This window comes from Pedobacter sp. UYP24 (assembly GCF_054057295.1).
Genome location: NZ_JBSRZD010000005.1, coordinates 74,418 through 94,277, shown reverse-complemented (window position 1 = coordinate 94,277; position 19,860 = coordinate 74,418). Strand labels below are relative to the sequence as shown.

Annotated in this window: 14 protein-coding genes; 12 read left to right on the top strand and 2 right to left on the bottom strand. The window is 40.8% G+C overall.

The window, feature by feature from the left end; all coding sequences use genetic code 11:
* Positions 1-23 precede the first annotated feature (23 nt).
* From ACVWYN_RS11435 to ACVWYN_RS11395, 9 genes are all read left to right on the top strand, one after another.
* Positions 24-2,789 (top strand): TonB-dependent receptor domain-containing protein, encoded by a 2,766-nt coding sequence (locus ACVWYN_RS11435; RefSeq protein WP_457288996.1) that lies wholly within the window; start codon positions 24-26, stop codon positions 2,787-2,789.
* Between the two features lie 7 nt (positions 2,790-2,796).
* Positions 2,797-4,014 carry an MFS transporter gene (locus tag ACVWYN_RS11430; RefSeq protein ID WP_457288995.1) on the top strand — a complete coding sequence of 406 codons (1,218 nt, stop codon included), beginning with the start codon at positions 2,797-2,799 and terminating at the stop codon, positions 4,012-4,014.
* Positions 4,015-4,024: 10 nt separating this feature from the next.
* Positions 4,025-4,573, top strand: a complete 549-nt coding sequence (locus ACVWYN_RS11425) for a carboxymuconolactone decarboxylase family protein (protein ID WP_457288994.1) — start codon at positions 4,025-4,027, stop codon at positions 4,571-4,573.
* Positions 4,573-5,118 (top strand): carboxymuconolactone decarboxylase family protein, encoded by a 546-nt coding sequence (locus ACVWYN_RS11420; RefSeq protein WP_457288993.1) that lies wholly within the window; start codon positions 4,573-4,575, stop codon positions 5,116-5,118. The genes ACVWYN_RS11425 and ACVWYN_RS11420 overlap by 1 nt, the downstream gene beginning before the upstream one ends.
* Before the next feature lie 305 nt (positions 5,119-5,423).
* Positions 5,424-5,855 carry a hypothetical protein gene (locus ACVWYN_RS11415; protein ID WP_457288992.1) on the top strand — a complete coding sequence of 144 codons (432 nt, stop codon included), beginning with the start codon at positions 5,424-5,426 and terminating at the stop codon, positions 5,853-5,855.
* Positions 5,856-6,023: 168 nt separating this feature from the next.
* Positions 6,024-7,106, top strand: coding sequence for an efflux RND transporter periplasmic adaptor subunit (locus ACVWYN_RS11410; RefSeq protein WP_457288991.1), 1,083 nt, complete (start codon positions 6,024-6,026; stop codon positions 7,104-7,106).
* 22 nt (positions 7,107-7,128) lie between these two features.
* Positions 7,129-10,296: an efflux RND transporter permease subunit gene (locus ACVWYN_RS11405; RefSeq protein WP_457288990.1), complete on the top strand. Its 3,168-nt coding sequence runs from the start codon at positions 7,129-7,131 to the stop codon at positions 10,294-10,296.
* A complete protein-coding gene (locus tag ACVWYN_RS11400) occupies positions 10,289-11,722 on the top strand; it encodes a TolC family protein (protein ID WP_457288989.1) in 1,434 nt (477 codons plus the stop codon). Before ACVWYN_RS11405 ends, ACVWYN_RS11400 begins: the two co-directional genes overlap by 8 nt.
* Positions 11,723-11,829: 107 nt before the next feature.
* The gene (locus ACVWYN_RS11395; protein WP_457288988.1) at positions 11,830-12,096 is read left to right on the top strand and encodes a hypothetical protein; all 267 of its coding nucleotides are present in this window, start codon (positions 11,830-11,832) and stop codon (positions 12,094-12,096) included.
* 52 nt (positions 12,097-12,148) lie between these two features.
* On the opposite strand, the gene ACVWYN_RS11390 is transcribed toward ACVWYN_RS11395, so the two are convergent.
* Positions 12,149-13,834, bottom strand: coding sequence for a hypothetical protein (locus ACVWYN_RS11390; RefSeq protein WP_457288987.1), 1,686 nt, complete (start codon positions 13,832-13,834; stop codon positions 12,149-12,151).
* A 246-nt stretch (positions 13,835-14,080) separates the two neighbouring features.
* Between ACVWYN_RS11390 and ACVWYN_RS11385 the strand changes: the two genes are divergently transcribed.
* Complete coding sequence (locus ACVWYN_RS11385) at positions 14,081-15,463, top strand: S41 family peptidase (protein WP_457288986.1); 1,383 nt, start codon at positions 14,081-14,083, stop codon at positions 15,461-15,463.
* A gap of 52 nt (positions 15,464-15,515) precedes the next feature.
* Positions 15,516-16,073 (top strand): PAS domain-containing protein, encoded by a 558-nt coding sequence (locus ACVWYN_RS11380; RefSeq protein WP_457288985.1) that lies wholly within the window; start codon positions 15,516-15,518, stop codon positions 16,071-16,073.
* 418 nt (positions 16,074-16,491) lie between these two features.
* On the opposite strand, the gene ACVWYN_RS11375 is transcribed toward ACVWYN_RS11380, so the two are convergent.
* Positions 16,492-17,112: a phosphatase PAP2-related protein gene (locus ACVWYN_RS11375; RefSeq protein WP_457288984.1), complete on the bottom strand. Its 621-nt coding sequence runs from the start codon at positions 17,110-17,112 to the stop codon at positions 16,492-16,494.
* Between the two features lie 243 nt (positions 17,113-17,355).
* Here ACVWYN_RS11375 and ACVWYN_RS11370 point away from each other — a divergent pair, with 243 nt between their 5' ends.
* Positions 17,356-19,659, top strand: coding sequence for an alpha-L-rhamnosidase-related protein (locus ACVWYN_RS11370; protein ID WP_457288983.1), 2,304 nt, complete (start codon positions 17,356-17,358; stop codon positions 19,657-19,659).
* The last annotated feature ends 201 nt before the right edge of the window (positions 19,660-19,860 follow it).

Below are 19,860 nucleotides of genomic sequence, written 5' to 3'. Positions count from 1 at the left end.
CAATTTACACCCAACCAAACAACATGAAAAAAGTATTACTTTTTGTATTATTGCTCTCCTCAATCAACCTCCTTGCTCAGGAAACCAAGATCACAGGAACAGTAAACTCTACAGACAACAGTGCGGCAATTATAAGCGCCAGCATAAAGGTAAAAGACAAGATAGCCGGAACTACAACAAACAGTGCCGGAAAATTCACTTTGAATTATAGCGGCAAACTCCCCCTTACCCTTGTCATCTCCGCAATAGGATTTGAAACCAAAGAAATTGAAATAACTTCGGCAGGGCAAGATGCCGCCATCTCTTTAAACCCACAGGCTGTAATGCTCAACGAAGTAGTAACTTCTGCTTCACGAATAAGCCAAAGTATCCTGCAATCTCCTGTGAGCATTGAAAAAATGTCGCTAAAAACCATTAAAGAAAACCCTTCCTTTACCTATTATGATGGATTGCAAAGCCTTAAAGGAATGGAAGCTGTTACCAGCAGTGTAACCTATAAGCAGGTAAACACCCGTGGATTTAATACTACCGGAAATTCCAGATTTCTTCAATTGGTTGATGGAATTGACAACCAAACTCCGGGACTAAACTTCTCCATAGGTAATCTTTTTGGCGCGTCAGACCTTGATATAGAATCTGCTGAGGTTATTCCCGGAGCCGCATCGGCGCTCTACGGACCAGTTGCATTTAATGGTTTACTAAACATAAAAACTAAAGATCCTTTTACTTATCAGGGCCTTTCTTATCAAATAAAAACAGGGGTTAACCACCTGGGTTCAAATCAGGGTGGTTCAAAAGAACTCAACGATTTCGCATTGAGATATGCACATGCATTTAATGACCGTTTTGCTATTAAGATCAACGCATCCTATTTACAAGGAGTTGATTGGTATGCAAATGATTACACAGATATCAGCTCCACAACAGCGCCCGAATTGCGTGGACCAAATAACCCTGCAAAAGACGGCCTTAATATATATGGTGATGAGGTTTCCAGAAACCTCCCGGGTATAGGAGTGGTATCGCGCACCGGGTATGAAGAGCAAAACCTGATGAACTATAATGTTTACAGTCTTAAGCTAAACGGCGCATTACATTACCGCATTTCCAGCGGATTGGAAGCTATTTATCAATACAATTATGGAGTAGGTACTGCCAGCTATACTGGCAGCAGCCGATTTGACCTCAATAATTTTGTTCTACAAAACCACAGATTGGAACTAAAAGGCAGCAACTTCTTTGTGCGCAGCTATGTAGTTACCGAAAATTCTCATGATTCTTACAATACCCGTTCCCTTGCACAATTTATAAACCGAGATTGGGTGAAAGATTTGAGCGGAAATACAGTGGCGCCAAACCTGGCAGATGACACCTGGTTTGCAAGATATTCGGCCGCATTTAACGGTACAAGACCAGGTGTTGCTGGAAACAACAATACTGCTGCAAGAACATTTGCCGATCAGGGCAGATTCTTACCGGGTTCCGATGCTTTTGAAAAATCAAAAGATGCTTCTATCCACAATTATGGATTAAGTGGCGCCGGCGTATTCAGTAACAGCAAATTTTATCACACAGATGCACAATATGATTTTTCTAATGCGGTAAAAGTGGTTGAGCTACTTGCCGGGGGCAGCTTCCGCAATTACAAAATGTTTACCAACGGAAGTTTATTTGACGATAAAACCAACAAAATAGGGATTAAAGAATATGGTGCGTTCCTACAAGCGGGTAAAAAATTACTAGATGATAAACTTAAACTGAGTGCCTCTATCCGCTACGATAAAAATGAAAACTTTAAAGGCAGTATTACCCCTCGTTTCTCTGGTGTATATACTGTTAATAAGATTCACAATTTCAGGGCATCATATCAAACCGGCTTTAGAAACCCAACACCCGTTGATCAGTTCATTCACTTAAACGTAGGGCCAATTACCATACTTGGTGGTGCACCTGGCAACAGCGCCGGCCTTAATGTTTACGAGAACTCATTTACTGCTGCTTCTGTTAATATCTTTGGGCCTGCTGTTGGCGCAGCAATTGGCGGCGGCGCAACGCCTCCCAATGCCATTAATCAGAATAAAGACTTGCTTGTTAAGTCAAATGTAGCTTATGTTAAACCTGAGCAACAGAAAGCATATGAGGTGGGTTACAAAAGCCTGATCAACGAAAAACTTCTGGTAGACCTAAATTATTACCACAGCTCTTATACCAACTTTTTGTTAAATACAGTGGTCATAAGACCAACCAGTAACGTACTGGGAACTGATGGAAAAATTAATCCTGCTGCTGCAGCTGAAGTTGCAGCCCGTACTGTAAGTGCTTTTCAGCTGTATACCAATGCAGAAGACAAAGTATCTGCGCAGGGGGTAAGCGCTGGACTTACTTATCTATTTAATGGCGGCTATGTATTGGGTGGCAACGCAACTTGGTCGGACTTCAACCTTGGCAGTGCAAACATTAACAACATTGCGCAATTCAATACACCAGAATATAGCACAAATGCAACCTTTGGCAATTCAAATGCATTCAAAAATGTTGGCTTCAATTTGGCATGGCACTGGCAAAGCGCGTTCGACTGGTATGGTACTTTTAATGGCGTAAGGCCCGGTCGTATCAAAGCCTATTCAATGGTAGATGCGCAGATCAACAAAAAAATACCATCCATCAATACCACAATTAAACTTGGTGGCAGCAACATCTTTAACAAATATGTTTCACAAGCATACGGATCTCCTGCAGTAGGTGCAGTTTACTATGTAGCCTTGTCATTTGACAACCCTCTTAAATAAGCAGGACATGAGCACCATTAAACTAAGCAAAACCTACCTCAGCATTTTATTCATATTGTGCTTTGTTAGCAGTGCGCTGGGCGGAACGGTATCTACACTAATGTCAGTTTACCTCCCTGTTGTGGTGAAAGACCTACAGGGAGATCTCAATCCGGAAGAGTTAAACAGCATTAGCGGGTTCATCAATGCACTGTTCATATTTGGCTGGGCATTCGGTGGTTTCAGCTGGGGCTTAATTAGCGATAAAATTGGAAGGAAACGGGCATTACTTTATGCCATCGCATGTTATGGTATATTCACATTCTTGACCGGCCTAATGCCACAATGGATGGGTGTAGTAATTTGCCGGTTTATGAGCGGATTTGGTGTAGGTGGCGTATTGGTAGTGTCCTTTACGCTGCTAAGTGAAGTATGGCCGCAAAAAACCAGGGCTGTTGTAACCGGAATCATCTCCATTGCATTTCCTGTGGGCATATTTTCAGCTGGGTTAATCAACTTCATCGTATCTTCCTGGCGGGAAGGATTTTTTATTGGGGCAGTACCGGTGATACTAGCGATTGCCGGTGCCTGGCTTTTAAAGGAATCGGATACATGGCTGGAGCACAAACAGCAAAAAGCATATAACGCAAGAACGCTCTGGTATTCTAAAGAGAACCGTAAAGAACTTTTAATTGGCTCATTGATGTTTGGCACCATGCTCATCGGATTATGGGCTATATTTTCCTGGCTCCCTACTTGGGTTCAAAGCCTAATTAATGTTGATGCGCCAAAGGAGCGCGGACTAAGTATGATGTGTATGGGAATGGGTGGACTAACAGGTGGATTCTTTTCGGGATGGCTGGTTAACTTGCTTGGACTTAGAAAATCAATGTTGCTCTGCTTTGCAGTTTGTTCGGTCATGTCATTTGTACTATTCAAAACAAACCAAACCTTCAGCCCAATCATTTTTGCCGAGATCGGATTGCTTGCAATATTCTTTGGCGCCAGTCAGGGCGTATTATCTGCTTATATCCCTCAACTCTTCCATACTGGAATACGTGCAACAGCAACTGGCTTTTGTTTCAATATAGGCAGACTCTTTACGGGTACTGCAGTATTGTTTATTGGTGTGCTGGTCTCATCATTGGGTGGATATGGAAATGCAATATTCATTTTTTCTATTGTATTCCTTATTGGCTTTGTAGTGGTACTATTTGTTAAGGATAAAAAAGAGATCGCAATTTAAACTAAATAATATGGCACATATCAACGTACCGGAAGGCGTTCCAGGAATCAGATCACTGGTTATGTTCAGACCGGAAACAGGAAAATACTTATATGCATTGGCTCAGGAACTTTTAAGAGGTGAATCACCACTTTCAGAGACCGATAGGGAATTGATTGCTGCACATGTATCAAAACGTAACGAATGTTTTTTTTGTATGAGTAGCCATGCCGCCGCAGCCCGCTGTTTATACGGAGAGGAAGAAGCAGTTGTGGATGAGGTATTAAAAGATGTACAACAGGCTAATATTAGCAACAAAATGAAAGCCCTTTTGCACATCGCCGGGAAGGTACAAATATTAGGCAAAGAGGTTAAGCAGGAGGATATTGATCTGGCAAAAAAGGAAGGAGCCACCGATAAGGAGATTCATGATACAGTACTGATTGCTGCAGCTTTTTGCATGTTTAACAGATACGTAGATGGGCTCGCCAGCTTTACGCCAACAGATCCTGAACTCTATAAGGAAATGGGAAAACACATGGCAAAAGGATATAACCTTCCAGCTCAAAGCAAATCATAATGTCCTACATCAATTTAGAAAACGAGCTTCCGGGTATAAGGGGCTTAATGCAATATAGACCTGAAACTGCAGCTCCACTAAATGCCCTGGCAGAAGTGCTGCTTCGCGATGACAACAATTCTCTTAGCCGTGGAGAGCGTGAACTGATAGGCACCTACGTCTCCTATCTTAACGATTGCTTTTTCTGTCAGAATGTACACGGTGCGCTGGCGGGGCATTACTTAAATTGCAATATTGAAGAGATTGACGCAATAAAAGCCAATTTCAATACCTCCACAATTTCAGCCAAAATGAAAGCGCTGCTAGCCATAGCTGCCGCAGTGCAAAATGGAGGAAAACAGGTTACGGAGTTAATGATTGCCGCAGCCAAAAAAGAGAACGCAACAGACCAGGAAATTCACGACACAGTATTGATTTCGGCTGCATTCTGTATGTTTAACCGATATGTAGATGGCCTGGGAACTACGGCTCCGCAAAACCGTCAATTTTATGTGAACCGCGCCCCTCAAAGAGCAGAAGAGGGTTACCTAATCAAAAACCTTTAGCCCGTTTGTTCAGGTACGCCTTCGGCCTGGGTAGTACCTGGCTTCGGCCTGGGTTCGTACGTCGGTTATCCGTTCGGTATCCGTTGGGTATCGGTTCTGTATCATTGGTATATCTAATGATACCTAAATGGTATTCTTAGCCCATCGAAGCAATACCAAATATACGAAGCCAGGAAGGAGACATGTTGGGTTCAAGGACATCAGAACCTTAGTTTGCACATGCTATAAACACCAAAAATTCTTCTTTTAAAAACTATTTACAAAAAAATGACTGTTTAAAATTACTACTACCACCATTTCTATCAATGGTGGTGGTACTTTTGGCGTTGGATATGAAGGTTACCGCTGTATTATTTCTTTCCTTGTGCTTCTTTCTTTTTAAAGGATATGACTCCATTTATAAAAGATTGCATTATGGCACTCACCATTCTATCATTGCACAGCAAATAGATAAAAAAAAACTACTTAACACAGAAGTATCAAATCACAAGTCTATTTTAACCAATCACAATAGCGTTAGCGAAAAAAAGGAAGATTTTCTTAGTGTTGAAGATGATGATGAGGATATTGCTATCGCACGAAAATACGTATTGCTCACTAATTACTATATCACACTTGCATACGTATCTGTATTTATTCTTTTTTGCCGTCAATTAAAATCCCGCCTGCCATTCGGCAGCCAATTATTACATACCTCCTCCAATAAATATATCCTGCAAAGATCATTGCGGATATGATTAGACTATTATTCAGTTAACGTAGGTCAGATCATATCATTATGGAAGGGGTAGAATAGAAATTATTCTTTTCCAATATAGTTGTGTTTTATACCGCTTAGCTGGTTTTTAATTCCTTAGGAAATCCCAATCCCCTATCATCAAATTGCTAATAAACCATTTTATATCATGAAAAGAATAGTAATGCTCGTGGGTTTGTGCGCCATATTGTGCCACACCAGCTGTACATCTAAAAAAGAAGTCAAAGAAGAGGCTCAAAACTACACAGCAACCAGTCCAATGGTAGTTGACACCTCCATCACCAAAGAGTATGTTTCGCAGATCAAATCTGTACGCAATATTGAAATCAGGGCACTGGAAAAGGGTTTCCTTCAGAACATTTATGTAGATGAAGGTCAATTTGTAAGAGCTGGGCAGATTTTGTTCCGCATTGTTCCAAAAATGTATGAAGCCGAATCACAAAAAGCTGCCGCTGAAGTAAAATCTGCAGAAATCGAACTACAAAACACCAAATTACTATCTGATAAAAATATCGTTTCCAATAACGAACTGGCAATGGCAAAAGCAAAACTAGATGGCGCTAAAGCGGAAATGTCAATGGCAAAATTCCATTTAACAGCCACAGTAATTAAAGCGCCATTTGATGGGACAATTGACCGTATCCCGAAAAAACTGGGAAGTCTTATCGATGAAGGCCAGTTGCTGACAACCCTTTCAGATAACAGTCAGATGTATGCCTATTTCAATGTTTCTGAACCGGAATACCTCAATTACCAAACCGACGTTAAAGACCGCGGAAGCAAGAAAGTGGGATTGCTATTAGCCAACAATGAACCATTGAAATACAAAGGACAAGTAGAAACCATAGAAAGCGAATTTGATAGCGAAACAGGAAACATTGCATTTCGTGCTAAATTTCCAAACCCTGAAAAATTGCTGAAAAATGGAGAGACGGGAAAAGTACAAATGACCGTTCCGCTTAAAAATGCACTCATCATTCCGCAAAAAGCGACTTATGAAATCCAAGATAAATTTTATGTTTTCGTTATAGGGAATAACAATGTGGTTCACTCCAAAAACATTACCATCAGCAGTGAAATGCCTGATTTATACGTAGTAGGAAGCGGGATTACCGCATCTGATAAAATCCTTCTTGAAGGCGTGCAAAATGTGAAAGACGACGACAAAATAAAATTCAAATTTGTGGCGCCAAAACAGGCCATTTCCGAACTGAAATTAAACGCTGAGTAGTCGACCCATAAAACAAAAACAAATGTTTAATAAATTCATACATAGACCCGTACTGTCTATCGTTATCTCACTCATCATTATTTTTCTGGGTGCGCTGGCGATGACAAAGTTACCGGTAACACAATTTCCTTCAATTTCACCACCAAAGGTGAACATTACTGCAGAGTATCCAGGTGCCAATGGAGAGTTGATGACCAAAGCAGTCCTTATACCGCTTGAGCGTGCGATCAATGGCGTACCTGGAATGAAATATATGGCGTCTGACGCTGGTAATGATGGTGAAGCATCAATTCAGGTTGTATTCAATCTTGGAACTGATCCAAACCAGGCATCTATCAATGTTCAAAACCGGGTTGCTTCTGTCGTAAATAAACTTCCACCACTTGTAGTACGTGAGGGTGTAAAAATTACACGTGAAGAATCGAGCATGTTGCTGTACATCAATTTATACAGCAAGGACCCAAAAATGGATGAGAAATTCCTATTCAATTTTGCAGATATTAATATCCTGTCGGAGTTAAAAAGGGTAAATGGTGTTGGAGATGCCGATATTCTCGGAAACCGTGAATACGCAATGAGAATCTGGCTTAGACCAGACCGTATGCTTGCCTATAAAATTTCTGCTGACGAAGTATTGAAAGCACTTGACGAGCAAAGTCTTGAAGCCTCTCCTGGTAAAACTGGAGAAAGTTCTGGGAAACGTTCTGAAGCTTTTGAATATGTATTAAAATATCCGGGTCGTTTCAGCACCAAAGAAGGATATGAAAACATCATCCTAAAATCCAGCACAGATGGAGAATTGCTTCGTTTAAAAGATGTAGCAGACATTGAATTTGGAAGTTCATTTTACGATATCTATTCCAATATGAATGGACGTCCTTCGGCTGCAATCGTATTGAAACAATCGTACGGAAGTAACGCAAGTCAGGTTATTAAAGATGTGAAGGAAAAACTCGCCGAAATCAAATCCACTTCCTTCCCAAAAGGTGTTGATTATGAGATTAGTTATGATGTTTCGAAATTTCTTGATGCTTCTATCGAAAAAGTAATCCATACGCTGGTAGAAGCTTTTATACTAGTTGGAATTGTTGTATTCCTATTCCTTGGCGACTGGCGTTCTACCCTAATCCCTGCCATTGCAGTACCAGTATCGCTTATCGGAACTTTTGCTGTAATGTCATTTTTTGGAATAACGCTGAACTTAATCTCTTTATTCGCACTCGTGCTGGCTATTGGTATTGTTGTCGATAACGCGATTGTCGTCGTCGAGGCGGTTCATGCCAAGATGGAAGAAAAAAACCTGTCGCCATTATTGGCTACACAAGAAGCCATGCATGAAATCAGCGGTGCAATTATAGCCATCACATTCGTAATGACCGCAGTATTTATTCCTGTGGCATTCATGTCAGGTCCTGTGGGGATTTTCTACAGGCAATTCTCGATTACCATGGCAACGGCAATTGTACTTTCAGGAGTTATCGCGTTAACACTTACACCTGCCCTATGTGCAATCATGCTTAGAAATAACCATGGCGTAGTGAAAAAGAAAAATGCATTGAATAAGGTACTTGATGGTTTTAACAATTGGTTTAACAGAATTTCTGGAAGTTATCAAGGATTACTGGGCAAAATTGTAAACAGAAGATCCGTTACTTTTATAATGCTTATTGTTTTTTGTGCAGGAATAGGGTTATTAAACAGCAGCCTGCCTTCAGGATTTATTCCAAATGAAGACCAGGGAATGTTCTATGCCATTATCCAGACGCCACCGGGTTCTACGTTGGAACGTACAAACCAAATTGCACAAAAACTCCAGAAAATTGCTGAAAAAATTGATGGTGTACAATCCGTTTCTTCACTTGCCGGTTATGAAATCCTTACTGAAGGAACAGGAGCAAACTCAGGAACCTGCTTAATCAACTTAAAAAGCTGGGAAGAAAGAAAACATTCTGTAGGTGAAATCATGAAGGAGCTGGAAGAGAAATCTAAAGACGTTCAAGGTGCAACCATAGAATTTTTCCAGCCACCAGCAGTTCCCGGTTACGGTGCAGCTGGTGGATTTGAGTTGCGTTTACTGGACAAAGCTGGATCAGGTGATTACAAGAAAATGGAAACTGTTAGCAGAGATTTTGTAAAAGAACTGAACAAACGTCCAGAGCTTTCATCAGTATTTACCTTTTACAGCGCAAGTTTTCCGCAATACATGCTTAAAATAGACAATGACATTGCGCAGCAAAAAGGCGTAAGCATAGACAATGCGATGAATACGCTTTCCACTTTGGTTGGCAGTAATTATGAAACCAGTTTTATCAAATTCGACCGTCAGTACAAAGTAATGGTTCAGGCCTTGCCTCAGTACCGTGCCCTGCCATCAGATATCTTGAAGCTTTACGTTAAAAATGACAGGAATGAAATGGTACCATTTTCCGCTTTTATGAAAATGGAAAAGGTGTATGGCTTATCTGAAATCACAAGGCATAATATGTTTAACGCTTCTGAAATAAGCGGCGCTTCAGCAGCAGGGTACAGTAGTGGTTCTGCCATTGAAGCCGTTGCAGAAGTGGCTAAGAAAACATTGCCGAGAGGATTTGGCATTGACTGGGCCGGAATTTCTGCAGATGAGGTTTCTCGTGGAAACGAAGCCATCTATATATTCCTGATCTGTCTTGGTTTCGTATACCTGATTCTGGCCGCGCAATATGAAAGTTTCTTGCTTCCCTTCGCAGTTATACTTTCGCTTCCTGCGGGAATTTTTGGGGCATTTATGCTGCTTAAAATATGTGGATTGGAAAATAACATTTACGCGCAGGTAGCCATGGTTATGCTCATTGGTTTGCTAGGTAAGAATGCGGTACTAATTGTAGAATTTGCCGTGCAGCGACACCGAGCTGGAGATTCTGTATTAAAAGCGGCTATTGAAGGTTCGGCGGTTAGGTTCCGTCCCATTCTAATGACTTCCTTTGCCTTTATAGCAGGGCTAATTCCATTGGTTTTCGCATCCGGACCAGGAGCTACAGGAAACCGAACCATTGGTTCTGCAGCTGCAGGCGGAATGCTGATAGGTACTCTTTTTGGAGTTATCATCATCCCAGGCCTTTATTACGTATTCGCAAAAATATCAGAAAGACACATCATTGTTAAAAATGAGGATGAAAATCCATTAACAGAAGAAATCGATCACAATGTATAAACTCAAATTAAATCGATATATCATCCCGCTTGGCTTATGCCTGGCGGTTGTAAGTTGCAAGATCCCGCAAATCAGCCAACGCAGTGAGAACAGATCAGTTCCTGAATCATTCGGTTCAGATAAAGACACCACAAATGCTGCAGCGGGACAGTGGCGAAATTTCTTTACCGACAAAAATCTGGTTACCCTGATTGATACGGCGCTTAAAAATAATCAGGAGCTAATGATCACGATGCAGGAAATAGAGATCGCCAAAAACGAAATACAATCCAGAAAAGGCGCTTTATTTCCAAAGGTGGGCTTAAAGGCGGGTGCAGGAGTGGAAAAAGTTGGGCGCTATACCAGCCAGGGCGCAGGCGATGCCTCAACACAAGTAGCTCCCGGCCAGGAATTCCCTGATCCGCTTGGTGATTTTACCATTGCCGCATACGCAAACTGGGAAGTTGATATCTGGAAAAAACTGCGCAATGCGAAGAAGGCCATGATTACAAGGTATTTATCTACTGTTGAAGGCAAGAATTTCGCAACAACTAATTTGATAGCTGAAGTAGCAAATTCTTATTATGAGCTACAGGCCCTGGACAACCAATTGCTGATAGTAAAACAAAACATCGGGCTGCAAAAAAATGCCCTTGAGATTGTAAAGGTTCAGAAAGAGGCTGCCCGTACAACGGAACTTGCCGTTCAAAAATTCCAGGCAGAGGTATTGAGGTCTCAAAGTTTGGAATTTGAAATCATGCAAAACGTTAAGGAAACAGAGAACAGGATTAATTTTCTGCTTGGCCGCTATCCTCAGGACATCCAAAGAGATAAAGCTGAATTTTTAAATGTAACACCTGCGCTGGTACAATCCGGAATTCCTTCGCAATTACTGGCCAATAGACCTGATATCAAACAGGCAGAACTGGACCTGATAGCAGCAAAACTGGATGTTAAAGTTGCCCGTGCAGAATTCTATCCATCACTGGATATCTCTGCCGCAGCAGGCTTTCAGGCCTTCAATCCTACTTTTCTGTTTAGAACACCAGAGTCGCTTTTGTACTCCCTTGCCGGAGACATTGCCGCACCACTTATCAACAGAAATGGAATTAAAGCAGAGTTTAAAAATGCAAATGCAAGGCAGCTTCAGGCCATGTACAACTATGAGAAAGTTATTTTAAATGCTTACATGGAAGTATCTACTGAGCTATCTAACGTTAGTAACCTGCAAAAAAGCTACGATTTAAAATCGAAACAAGTAGCCGCACTGAATAAAGCAATCGATGTATCCAACGATCTATTCAAATCTGCCCGTGTAGATTATTTTGAGGTGTTGATGACACAACGTGATGCGCTAGATTCCAAGCTTGAACTAATAGAAACCCGTAAGGCTCAGTTAACTGCAGCTACCAATGTTTACCGTAACCTGGGCGGTGGCTGGAAATAGTTAGGCAACTAAAATAGCTTGCTTTTTATTGAAATCTCAAAAAAGACGGTGTCCGCAGTTAAGCGGGCACCTTTTTTTTCGCATATTTGCCAACCAATTTAAATTTGATGAAAGTACTGAAATACGGATATGTAGAATTTGATGCCTCCATACAAACCTACTGGCAACAACAGGGAATCACGCATGTGGTATTAAAAACTGTAGAAGACGAAATGTATGATGAAATAGAAGAAGCAGCTTTTCAGATCATCCCTCAAAAAATTGTTGCAGGAACAGTAACTGAACTAAATGCTATTGATTCTGAATATGTAAATGAGTGTGCATCAGGAGAAGACCCGGATGTGAAATTCATTGTACACGATTCAGATTTATAGCCCGAAACTACACCTATCGCAAGCTGTACAGGTTAATAACAAGTGAATTTTACTACTGAACTAACACTGTAAATTCCTCCTCTAAACTTACAATGGTCTTTGAGCAAGTCATAGCGCTGGCACCATTTAATGCAGATAGATATTTACCATTACTTCCCCTTAGAGAAATGGTTTTATCAGAATTAATGATCCATGTAAATCTTTCCCACGAGCCTATACTTGATCGATTGCAGGAAACAGGCTGAGTGCCATCCTCTGAAGAAACGTATTTGCCCTGGTTCATCAAGGCCACCTTACCGCCTCCTGCATCAACGATACTGAATTGTCCGGAGGATCCTACAACCGCATTAGTACAGAATAATTGATCGGTACCATTTTGTATTCCAATAAAATTTCCATTATGCCCCTTTAAACCAACAACCTGTCCGAAGGGAACTGGCCTAACACCCAAACCTTTTCCGGGAATAACCTCTGTTGTCCGATTTTCCCTAAGTGGAGCGTTGCCTTTAAACATCTTCGCACCATCCATAGTTAGTCGCAAATAATAGTCAGCAGAACACTCCACACCATCTTCATCTAAGGCCAGAAAGGATGACCCTAAAGGCACATCGGCCTGCGTTTCCGCAGTTTTAGCAATCTGATTTCCTTCATTGTATTCGTCAAACATAGAGATATAGAGCCCCTGACTGTGTAATTTAGTCATGTTATAAAATTGCCTCCACATGAAATCGCCGTGACTACGCTGGCGCTCCTGCAAATCGCCGGGTAGTACGCATGGCAGATAATCTATACCGTTCGCTTTACAGTACGTTAAATCAGGAAGGTTAATATTCGTATAAAAATTATCAGAATCAGCAGCCTCACCAATTCTGCCTACCATCCAGGGCGAAAGCATATGGAATGCCGAATAAACAGAAAGGTAGCCTGGACGGGAGTCTTGCCCTGCGGGCGATAAACGCCAATTGGTAGGAACACCCCCAATCACATAACAACCTTTGTCTTTAAACCAGTTGATCACATCCAAACAAGCAGCTGCAGACCACGGATGGTTATCATCAGAAAAACCAAAGCCCCAGATACAGACAACCGGTTTCCCATTTTGCCTGGCATAAGCGGTAGATTGTGTGTAAGATGCCATGCGACTGGTCCAATCTGCTTTAATTTCTGTCTGCATGTTGCTCCAGCCACTCACGTCGTACATGATGTAAAATTTGCGGCCATAGGTCTCCGCTGCAGCCTTAACCTTTGCGGTAATGGCATCACGCACCGGACCTTCTACTCCATTTGGATTAAAGCGCTGCAATGCGGCAACATCAATATCATACTGTTTCATCCAGAAGAAATGCGTCTCGATAGTTTGGGTACTAAATGATGAAAAAAGTTTGGCAGGCTGACCGTTACCCAGATTAGAGAAAGCTGTTTGATAGGTATTGGTAAAATCCCTGACATCAGGCCATGATTTAATACCGATATTGGTGATTGATGGAGCCTGACCCCAATCTTGTGTCCAGTGCCACCATGCATTTATTGGGGAACCATCACCCTGGGCAGAAAACCAGGCCTGATAACCAACAGTGATCTTCCCAACAACGTCGCTGGCTACAACTACCGGAGGAACAACAGGTGGCGGTATTACCGGAACTACAACCTCGGGAGGTATCTCATGTAATACTTTTTTCTTACATCCTACAGATGTGCCCAATAACAAGATGCACAACACTAATTTGGTTAGATTCATTAATTTACGACTAAGTAATTTGTTGTAAAATACGAAAAAGCTTTAAAAAAATAACCTATTGTGATGAGCTTAAAACGCTCTACCATATTACTTTTTATTCTTACAGTACTCTTCTTTTTCTGGGGGCTCAACACCGCTCTTGCACAAAGCGATGAGGAACTGTCAGAAAATATATTGAAAGAAATCATAATCAATTCAATAAATAATACAGCTTGGTTGTAACCCTTAGAAATACTATCTTGAAATATGAAACATCATATTAAATTAATCAGCTTTCTCTTTATATTTTTCCCATTCTTTTTAAGTGCCCAAACAGCAAAAGAACTATTTGAGGGAAAGGTTAATCCAAACTTACTTTCAAAAGATGTTGATGCGGTTTACCAAGAATTAAACAAAAATCATCCAAACTTATATTTGTTTATAGATAAAAAAAAGCTGACTAAAAAATTTGACAGCCTTAAACATACACTCAACGAACCCATAACAAGATTGGAGTTTAGGTATAAACTCCTTACGGTACTGCAAAGTATAGGAGATGGACATTTATCCCTTATTATGGATGCCAGCAGTATCCATAAGCAAGATTATGATGGCTATTTTGGGAAACGATTTTTACCTATCCAACAATTTACTTATAAGGTAATTGATACAAATTTGTTCCTAACAGCCAGCTGGTATCATACCGATCTTACTATAGGCGACAAGGTGATGGCGATAAATGGAATTCCTGCCAGACAGGTAATAGAAAAAATGTGTAACGGCATATGTGCAGATGGTTTCAATAATGCTTTTAAATACTTTACCTTAAATGCTAATGTTTTCCAAAATGTTTACAGCAGTACTTTCGGATATCAGGATTCTATTGTCTTTCAGATAAAGAAAAACGGAGTGGAAAAATCAGTATTAGTGACAACCATATCATCATCACAAATTACTCCAGCCTCACTTACAAAACCGAATTCTACATTTAGCATCTCGAATGACAGAAAGTATGCAACATTGAAGATTAATAGTTTCGACAAAAATCTATCCTTTGGTTTTCAGGCAGGTTACCAAAATTGGTTCGTAGATTTAATGCGGGCCGATAGCAAAATACTCATTTTGGACTTAAGGGACAATGTTGGCGGAGATCAGACGAATGCGACTAATTTATTTTCTTTTTTGATTAATGAACCCGCCTATTTTGGTACCGTCCCCAAAGAATTTCTTAACAAAGCAAAGAAGATATCTCCCAATAGTATTAGTTCTGGAATAGAAACAAAAATCACACCTTCCAAAAGTGCTTTTAACGGGAAAATATACCTGCTCATAAATGGTGGAAGTTTTTCTGCTGCGGCCATTTTCGCTGCAAATTTACAGTCTTTGAATAAAAAAATCATCGTTGTAGGACAAGAAAGTGGCGGAGGACGAGATGGTTGCACGGGAGGAACTTTCAAGTATCTTAGCTTAAAAAATTCAACATTAACTCTTAATTATGGTGAAGTTCCGCTAAAAACACTAGGAAATTCACCATTCAAAGGCAGAGGAATACTACCTGATATTAATATTAAGTATACAATAGAAGATTATCTGTCTAAACGTGATCTAGAGACGGATTGGGTTATAAAAGACATTTACACTAAGCTTTAAATTGTATGAACTAAACTATATTTGTACCACAGCTACCAATACAAAAACGCTCATGCAGCATTTTAAACAACTAAAGGCTCTACTGGGCGAATCCAGCACCTACTACCTGATTGCGGTAGATATGGAATCTAATTATAGCTTCATTAACAGGCGTTATTCAGAAATGTTTGAACCAGTGCATGGCAATTTGGTTGGCAAACATTATGCTTTAACCCTACACCCAGATGATCAGCAGACCTGTAAGATTGTATCCCAGCTTGCCTTCAGTTATCCCAACAATGTTTTCCCGGCCACCCTCAGAAAGCATGATGGCTATGGGGCTTTTATTGTTACCAGATGGGAATATAGAGCCATGTTCAACGATCAGGGTGCTCCGGCAGGTATTTTTTGCTTAGGCCATAACATCACAGAGCTCCTTCAAGCCAAAGGCGACCTGCAACAAATAAAATACGACCATTCCCACCAAGTGCGGCGGCACGTTGCCAATTTGATTGGGTTAGGAAAATTGATGAAAGAAGCCAATGGTGCCGAAGATATACAGGATGTTGTAAGAATGATTACGGAAAGTGCAGATGAGCTGGGCAATGTGATCAGAGATTTATATCGTTAAACTCCTCCATACTTTCACCTTAACACCAAGTAGCTAAGCATTTGTGGATATGGCACATAAAACAATTTCAATAGGCACTAGCCCCGCCAAGGTTAAAAACGTGCCTTTTTAGATCCACAACATGAGTATAGCATTGAGGCTATTAGAGACTACCGGGAGTCAAAGATCCGCATAACAGATTTATGAAGTAATGAAAGCGGCAGTCATAAGATGCCATAGGGTTTCAAATGAAAAGGGTTATAGAAGGAGTTTTAGTGAGTCCGCCCCGAGTCCGCGGTGAGTCCGCCATGAGTCCGCCTTTTTTCAGTAAAAAGGCGGACTCACCGCGGAAACAGTCCTCACAGATTGCGCACACATGTAAACGCTAACCCTACCCTATAGTTAGGGAAAAGTTACTAAAGGAAATACTGTGTAGGTTTTAGATTTTAGCTACCTTTTGACCAAGATACCAGCACAACCAACAAAAGAGGGGTGCCGCTAACACGTCTATGGTATAATGAATATGTTGTACCAGCACGAGTATTCCTATAGCTGCTCCTGCTGTAAAAGCTATCCACTTATCTTTCCTCCGCTTAAGGCAAAATCCACCCAAAATAATGGTAGCGGTATGCCCTGAAAAAAAGAGATCTTTAGTAATAGAATTACTCCTGTAAAATATAATGGAGCAAGGATCTGCCAAATCTATCATTCCAATAGGTGGATTTAGTTTCACCAGGCTAATCGTAATCATCCGTATCAGGCAGAGAAATATGAATGACCAAAGCATACTTATGCAAATTTCCATATCCTTTGTAATTCGAAAAAAGAAAAAAATAATGGAAGAGTATAGAATAGAAAATATGTAGATAGAGACATTTGCTGAGGGTATCTTACTTAAGATGATGTCATTTAACACTATACCTTCCCGATCCTCTATCCTTTCAAAGAACTGAGGAATAAATAATAGAATCCCAATAAGAATGGCAATACCTAGCAGGAACTTAATTCTAAAAGCAGGATATCCCCAAGCCAGTTGCCAGGTTAGTGGTTTTAAATACATCGGTTTAGTAGTTTGACGAAACAAATATAACACTAAGCTTTAATTTTCCATCAATGATTGTTCTTCCGCTATTCATTTAATGTCAGTTATTTGCGGTTAGTCCTATCCATATTTTACACAGTAAATTCGGCAATACTGCAATGCAAAAATAGACACGGATTTAGTTACATTTTTGTCAGATACCTAACTATTGATATTAATATCATTATTTTAGGATATTGCAATATTTTAAATACTAACCAAATGATTAAACCCAATAGAAACCGCATAATTCTGTTCTTTCTGCTTTGTCTAAGCACTTATTTTAATGCCAATGCCCAGGGTTACATGGAATCTCAATGGGTTGGTCCATCGGCGTTTAGGAACGAGTCCAACAGTTGGCTGGCTTACAGAAAAGTAATTAGCCTAAGCGAAGTACCAAAAACCATGGTAACCAAAATTGCAGCAGACAGCAAATATTGGTTATGGATCAATGAAAAGCTGGTTGTTTTCGAAGGAGGGCTAAAACGAGGTCCAGATCCAGAGAATACTTATTACGATGAGATTGACCTGGCACCATTTGTCCGCAAGGGTAAAAACACTGTCGCAATATTGGTATGGTATTTTGGAAAAGACGGTTTTTCACACAAGAGCAGCGGTAAAGCAGGGCTTTACATAAAGAGCCAGGCTATTTCCTTTAACAGCAACAAAAGCTGGAAAATCATTCAATTAAAAGCCTATCAAACAGCGGCAGCTCCGCTACCAAACTATCGTCTTCCTGAATCCAGCATTTTATACGATGCTTCAAAAGAAATCGGAAATTGGCAGAGCGGAGACTTTAATGACAGCAACATGAAGCCTGCTGTAGAATTTGGGGCTTATGGAACATCCCCATGGAATAAACTTATAAAAAGGCCGATACCCTTTTTTAAGGACTATGGCTTAAAAGATTATATAAATGGTCCAAAACTACCTTTCATTAGCAAGGGCGATACCATTGTTTGCGAATTACCGTATAACGCCCAAATCACACCATATTTCAAAATTGACAGCAAGGCTGGAGAGAAAATTACGATGTATACCGACAACTACCTGCTCTTTCTGGGAGGAGAGGCAAATTTAAGGGCAGAATATATTAGCAAAAATGGAGTTCAGGGATATGAAAGTCTGGGCTGGATAAATGGGCATAAGGTTTACTACCTTATTCCAAAAGGAGTTAAGGTTACCGAGCTCAAATTTAGGGAAACAGGCTATGATACTGAGTTGAGCGGTAGCTTTACCAGCTCCAATACCTTTCTTAATAAACTTTGGCAAAAAGCACAGCGTACCTTATACATTAATATGCGTGATGGTTATATGGATTGCCCTGAACGGGAGCGGGCACAATGGACCGGCGACGCAGTAAATGAATCAGGACAAGCATTCTACGCGCTATCGAAATCTAGTGCTGCTATGTCTCGTAAGTGGCTTCATGAACTGATTAGCTGGCAAAAAAAAGACAGCAGTCTCTTCGCCCCTTCCCCTGCGGGTAACTGGGATAAAGAATTGCCAGATCAATCAATGGCCAGTGTGGGCTATTATGGTTTATGGAATTATTACCAGCAATCTGGCGATAAAAACACATTAACAGACCTTTATGATGGCGCAAAGCGCTACGTAGCTGCATGGAAACTCAATGAGAAAAATACAATTGTCTTCAGACCTGGAGGCTGGACATGGGGCGACTGGGGGGACAATAGGGACATGTTGCTTTTGTACAATTTATGGTACTATATTGGTCTTAAGGGCATGCACCTTAGCGCGAACGAGCTAGGAAAAACTGCGGATGAAGCACATTACAAGATGCTCATGCAGAAATTTAAAATCTCCTTCAATACTCAATTTTGGAACGGTAGCAGCTATCGTGATCCTGACTATAATGGAGAAACGGATGACCGTACACAGGCGCTTGCAGTATTGGCAGGCGTGGCGGATGCTGAGAAATACCCAGCTTTGTTAAAGATCTTCCAAACTGAAGAACATGCAAGTCCCTATATGGAAAAGTATGTTTTTGAAGCTATGTTCTTCATGGGATATGAAAATGAGGCGCTTGCAAGACATGAGAAACGCTTTAAATCTATGGTGATGAACCCCAAATTCACAACTCTTTTTGAAGGCTGGAACGTAGATAGCAATGGCGTAGGAGGCGGTACGGTTAACCATGCCTGGAGCGGCGGTGGGCTCACGATCCTTTCGCAATACCTATCAGGAGTATCTCCAATTATCCCGGGGTATAAAAAGTTTAACATAAAGCCGCAGCCCGGTAGTGTTAAGAGTTTTAAAACCCTTGTTCCTTCTGTGGCGGGTGACATTAAAGTATTCTGGAACAATGAGGATGAAACAGCCAGTTTATCCGTTACAGTACCAAATGGAACAGAAGGAATAGTTACTATGCCCAAAGGCAATTATGATTATATCCTACTAAACAATAAAAAAGTATGGAGCAAAGAAGACAAGGGCAAACTCCAAATATTCAACCTACCAGCAGGCAACTGGGCTTTAAAAGGGAAAAAGATTAGCAATAAATAGAGAAAATACGGATGCTTATTGCAAAAAAAAGGTGTAAATCAGAAATTTACACCTTTTTGAATGATTTAACATCCTGTTTTGTAGCCCGTAGGGGAAAGATATCGAACCGCTTTCTAGAAGATTTGAAACGATTAGCAAGTTAAATGGTTCGAGTCGCCTCGGGGAGCCACACTCCACAGCCGGTGGAGAATTTAGTAAGCC

What these genes read in the sequence shown, in the direction of transcription:
- ACVWYN_RS11385 (WP_457288986.1), top strand. Translation starts at nt 14,081, where the DNA reads ATGAAACATCATATTAAATTAATCAGCTTTCTCTTTATATTTTTCCCA.
- ACVWYN_RS11420 (WP_457288993.1), top strand. Translation starts at nt 4,573, where the DNA reads ATGTCCTACATCAATTTAGAAAACGAGCTTCCGGGTATAAGGGGCTTA.
- ACVWYN_RS11435 (WP_457288996.1), top strand. Translation starts at nt 24, where the DNA reads ATGAAAAAAGTATTACTTTTTGTATTATTGCTCTCCTCAATCAACCTC.
- ACVWYN_RS11375 (WP_457288984.1), bottom strand. Translation starts at nt 17,112, where the DNA reads ATGTATTTAAAACCACTAACCTGGCAACTGGCTTGGGGATATCCTGCT.
- ACVWYN_RS11410 (WP_457288991.1), top strand. Translation starts at nt 6,024, where the DNA reads ATGAAAAGAATAGTAATGCTCGTGGGTTTGTGCGCCATATTGTGCCAC.
- ACVWYN_RS11415 (WP_457288992.1), top strand. Translation starts at nt 5,424, where the DNA reads ATGGTGGTGGTACTTTTGGCGTTGGATATGAAGGTTACCGCTGTATTA.
- ACVWYN_RS11390 (WP_457288987.1), bottom strand. Translation starts at nt 13,834, where the DNA reads ATGAATCTAACCAAATTAGTGTTGTGCATCTTGTTATTGGGCACATCT.
- ACVWYN_RS11400 (WP_457288989.1), top strand. Translation starts at nt 10,289, where the DNA reads ATGTATAAACTCAAATTAAATCGATATATCATCCCGCTTGGCTTATGC.
- ACVWYN_RS11370 (WP_457288983.1), top strand. Translation starts at nt 17,356, where the DNA reads ATGATTAAACCCAATAGAAACCGCATAATTCTGTTCTTTCTGCTTTGT.
- ACVWYN_RS11430 (WP_457288995.1), top strand. Translation starts at nt 2,797, where the DNA reads ATGAGCACCATTAAACTAAGCAAAACCTACCTCAGCATTTTATTCATA.
- ACVWYN_RS11405 (WP_457288990.1), top strand. Translation starts at nt 7,129, where the DNA reads ATGTTTAATAAATTCATACATAGACCCGTACTGTCTATCGTTATCTCA.
- ACVWYN_RS11425 (WP_457288994.1), top strand. Translation starts at nt 4,025, where the DNA reads ATGGCACATATCAACGTACCGGAAGGCGTTCCAGGAATCAGATCACTG.
- ACVWYN_RS11380 (WP_457288985.1), top strand. Translation starts at nt 15,516, where the DNA reads ATGCAGCATTTTAAACAACTAAAGGCTCTACTGGGCGAATCCAGCACC.
- ACVWYN_RS11395 (WP_457288988.1), top strand. Translation starts at nt 11,830, where the DNA reads ATGAAAGTACTGAAATACGGATATGTAGAATTTGATGCCTCCATACAA.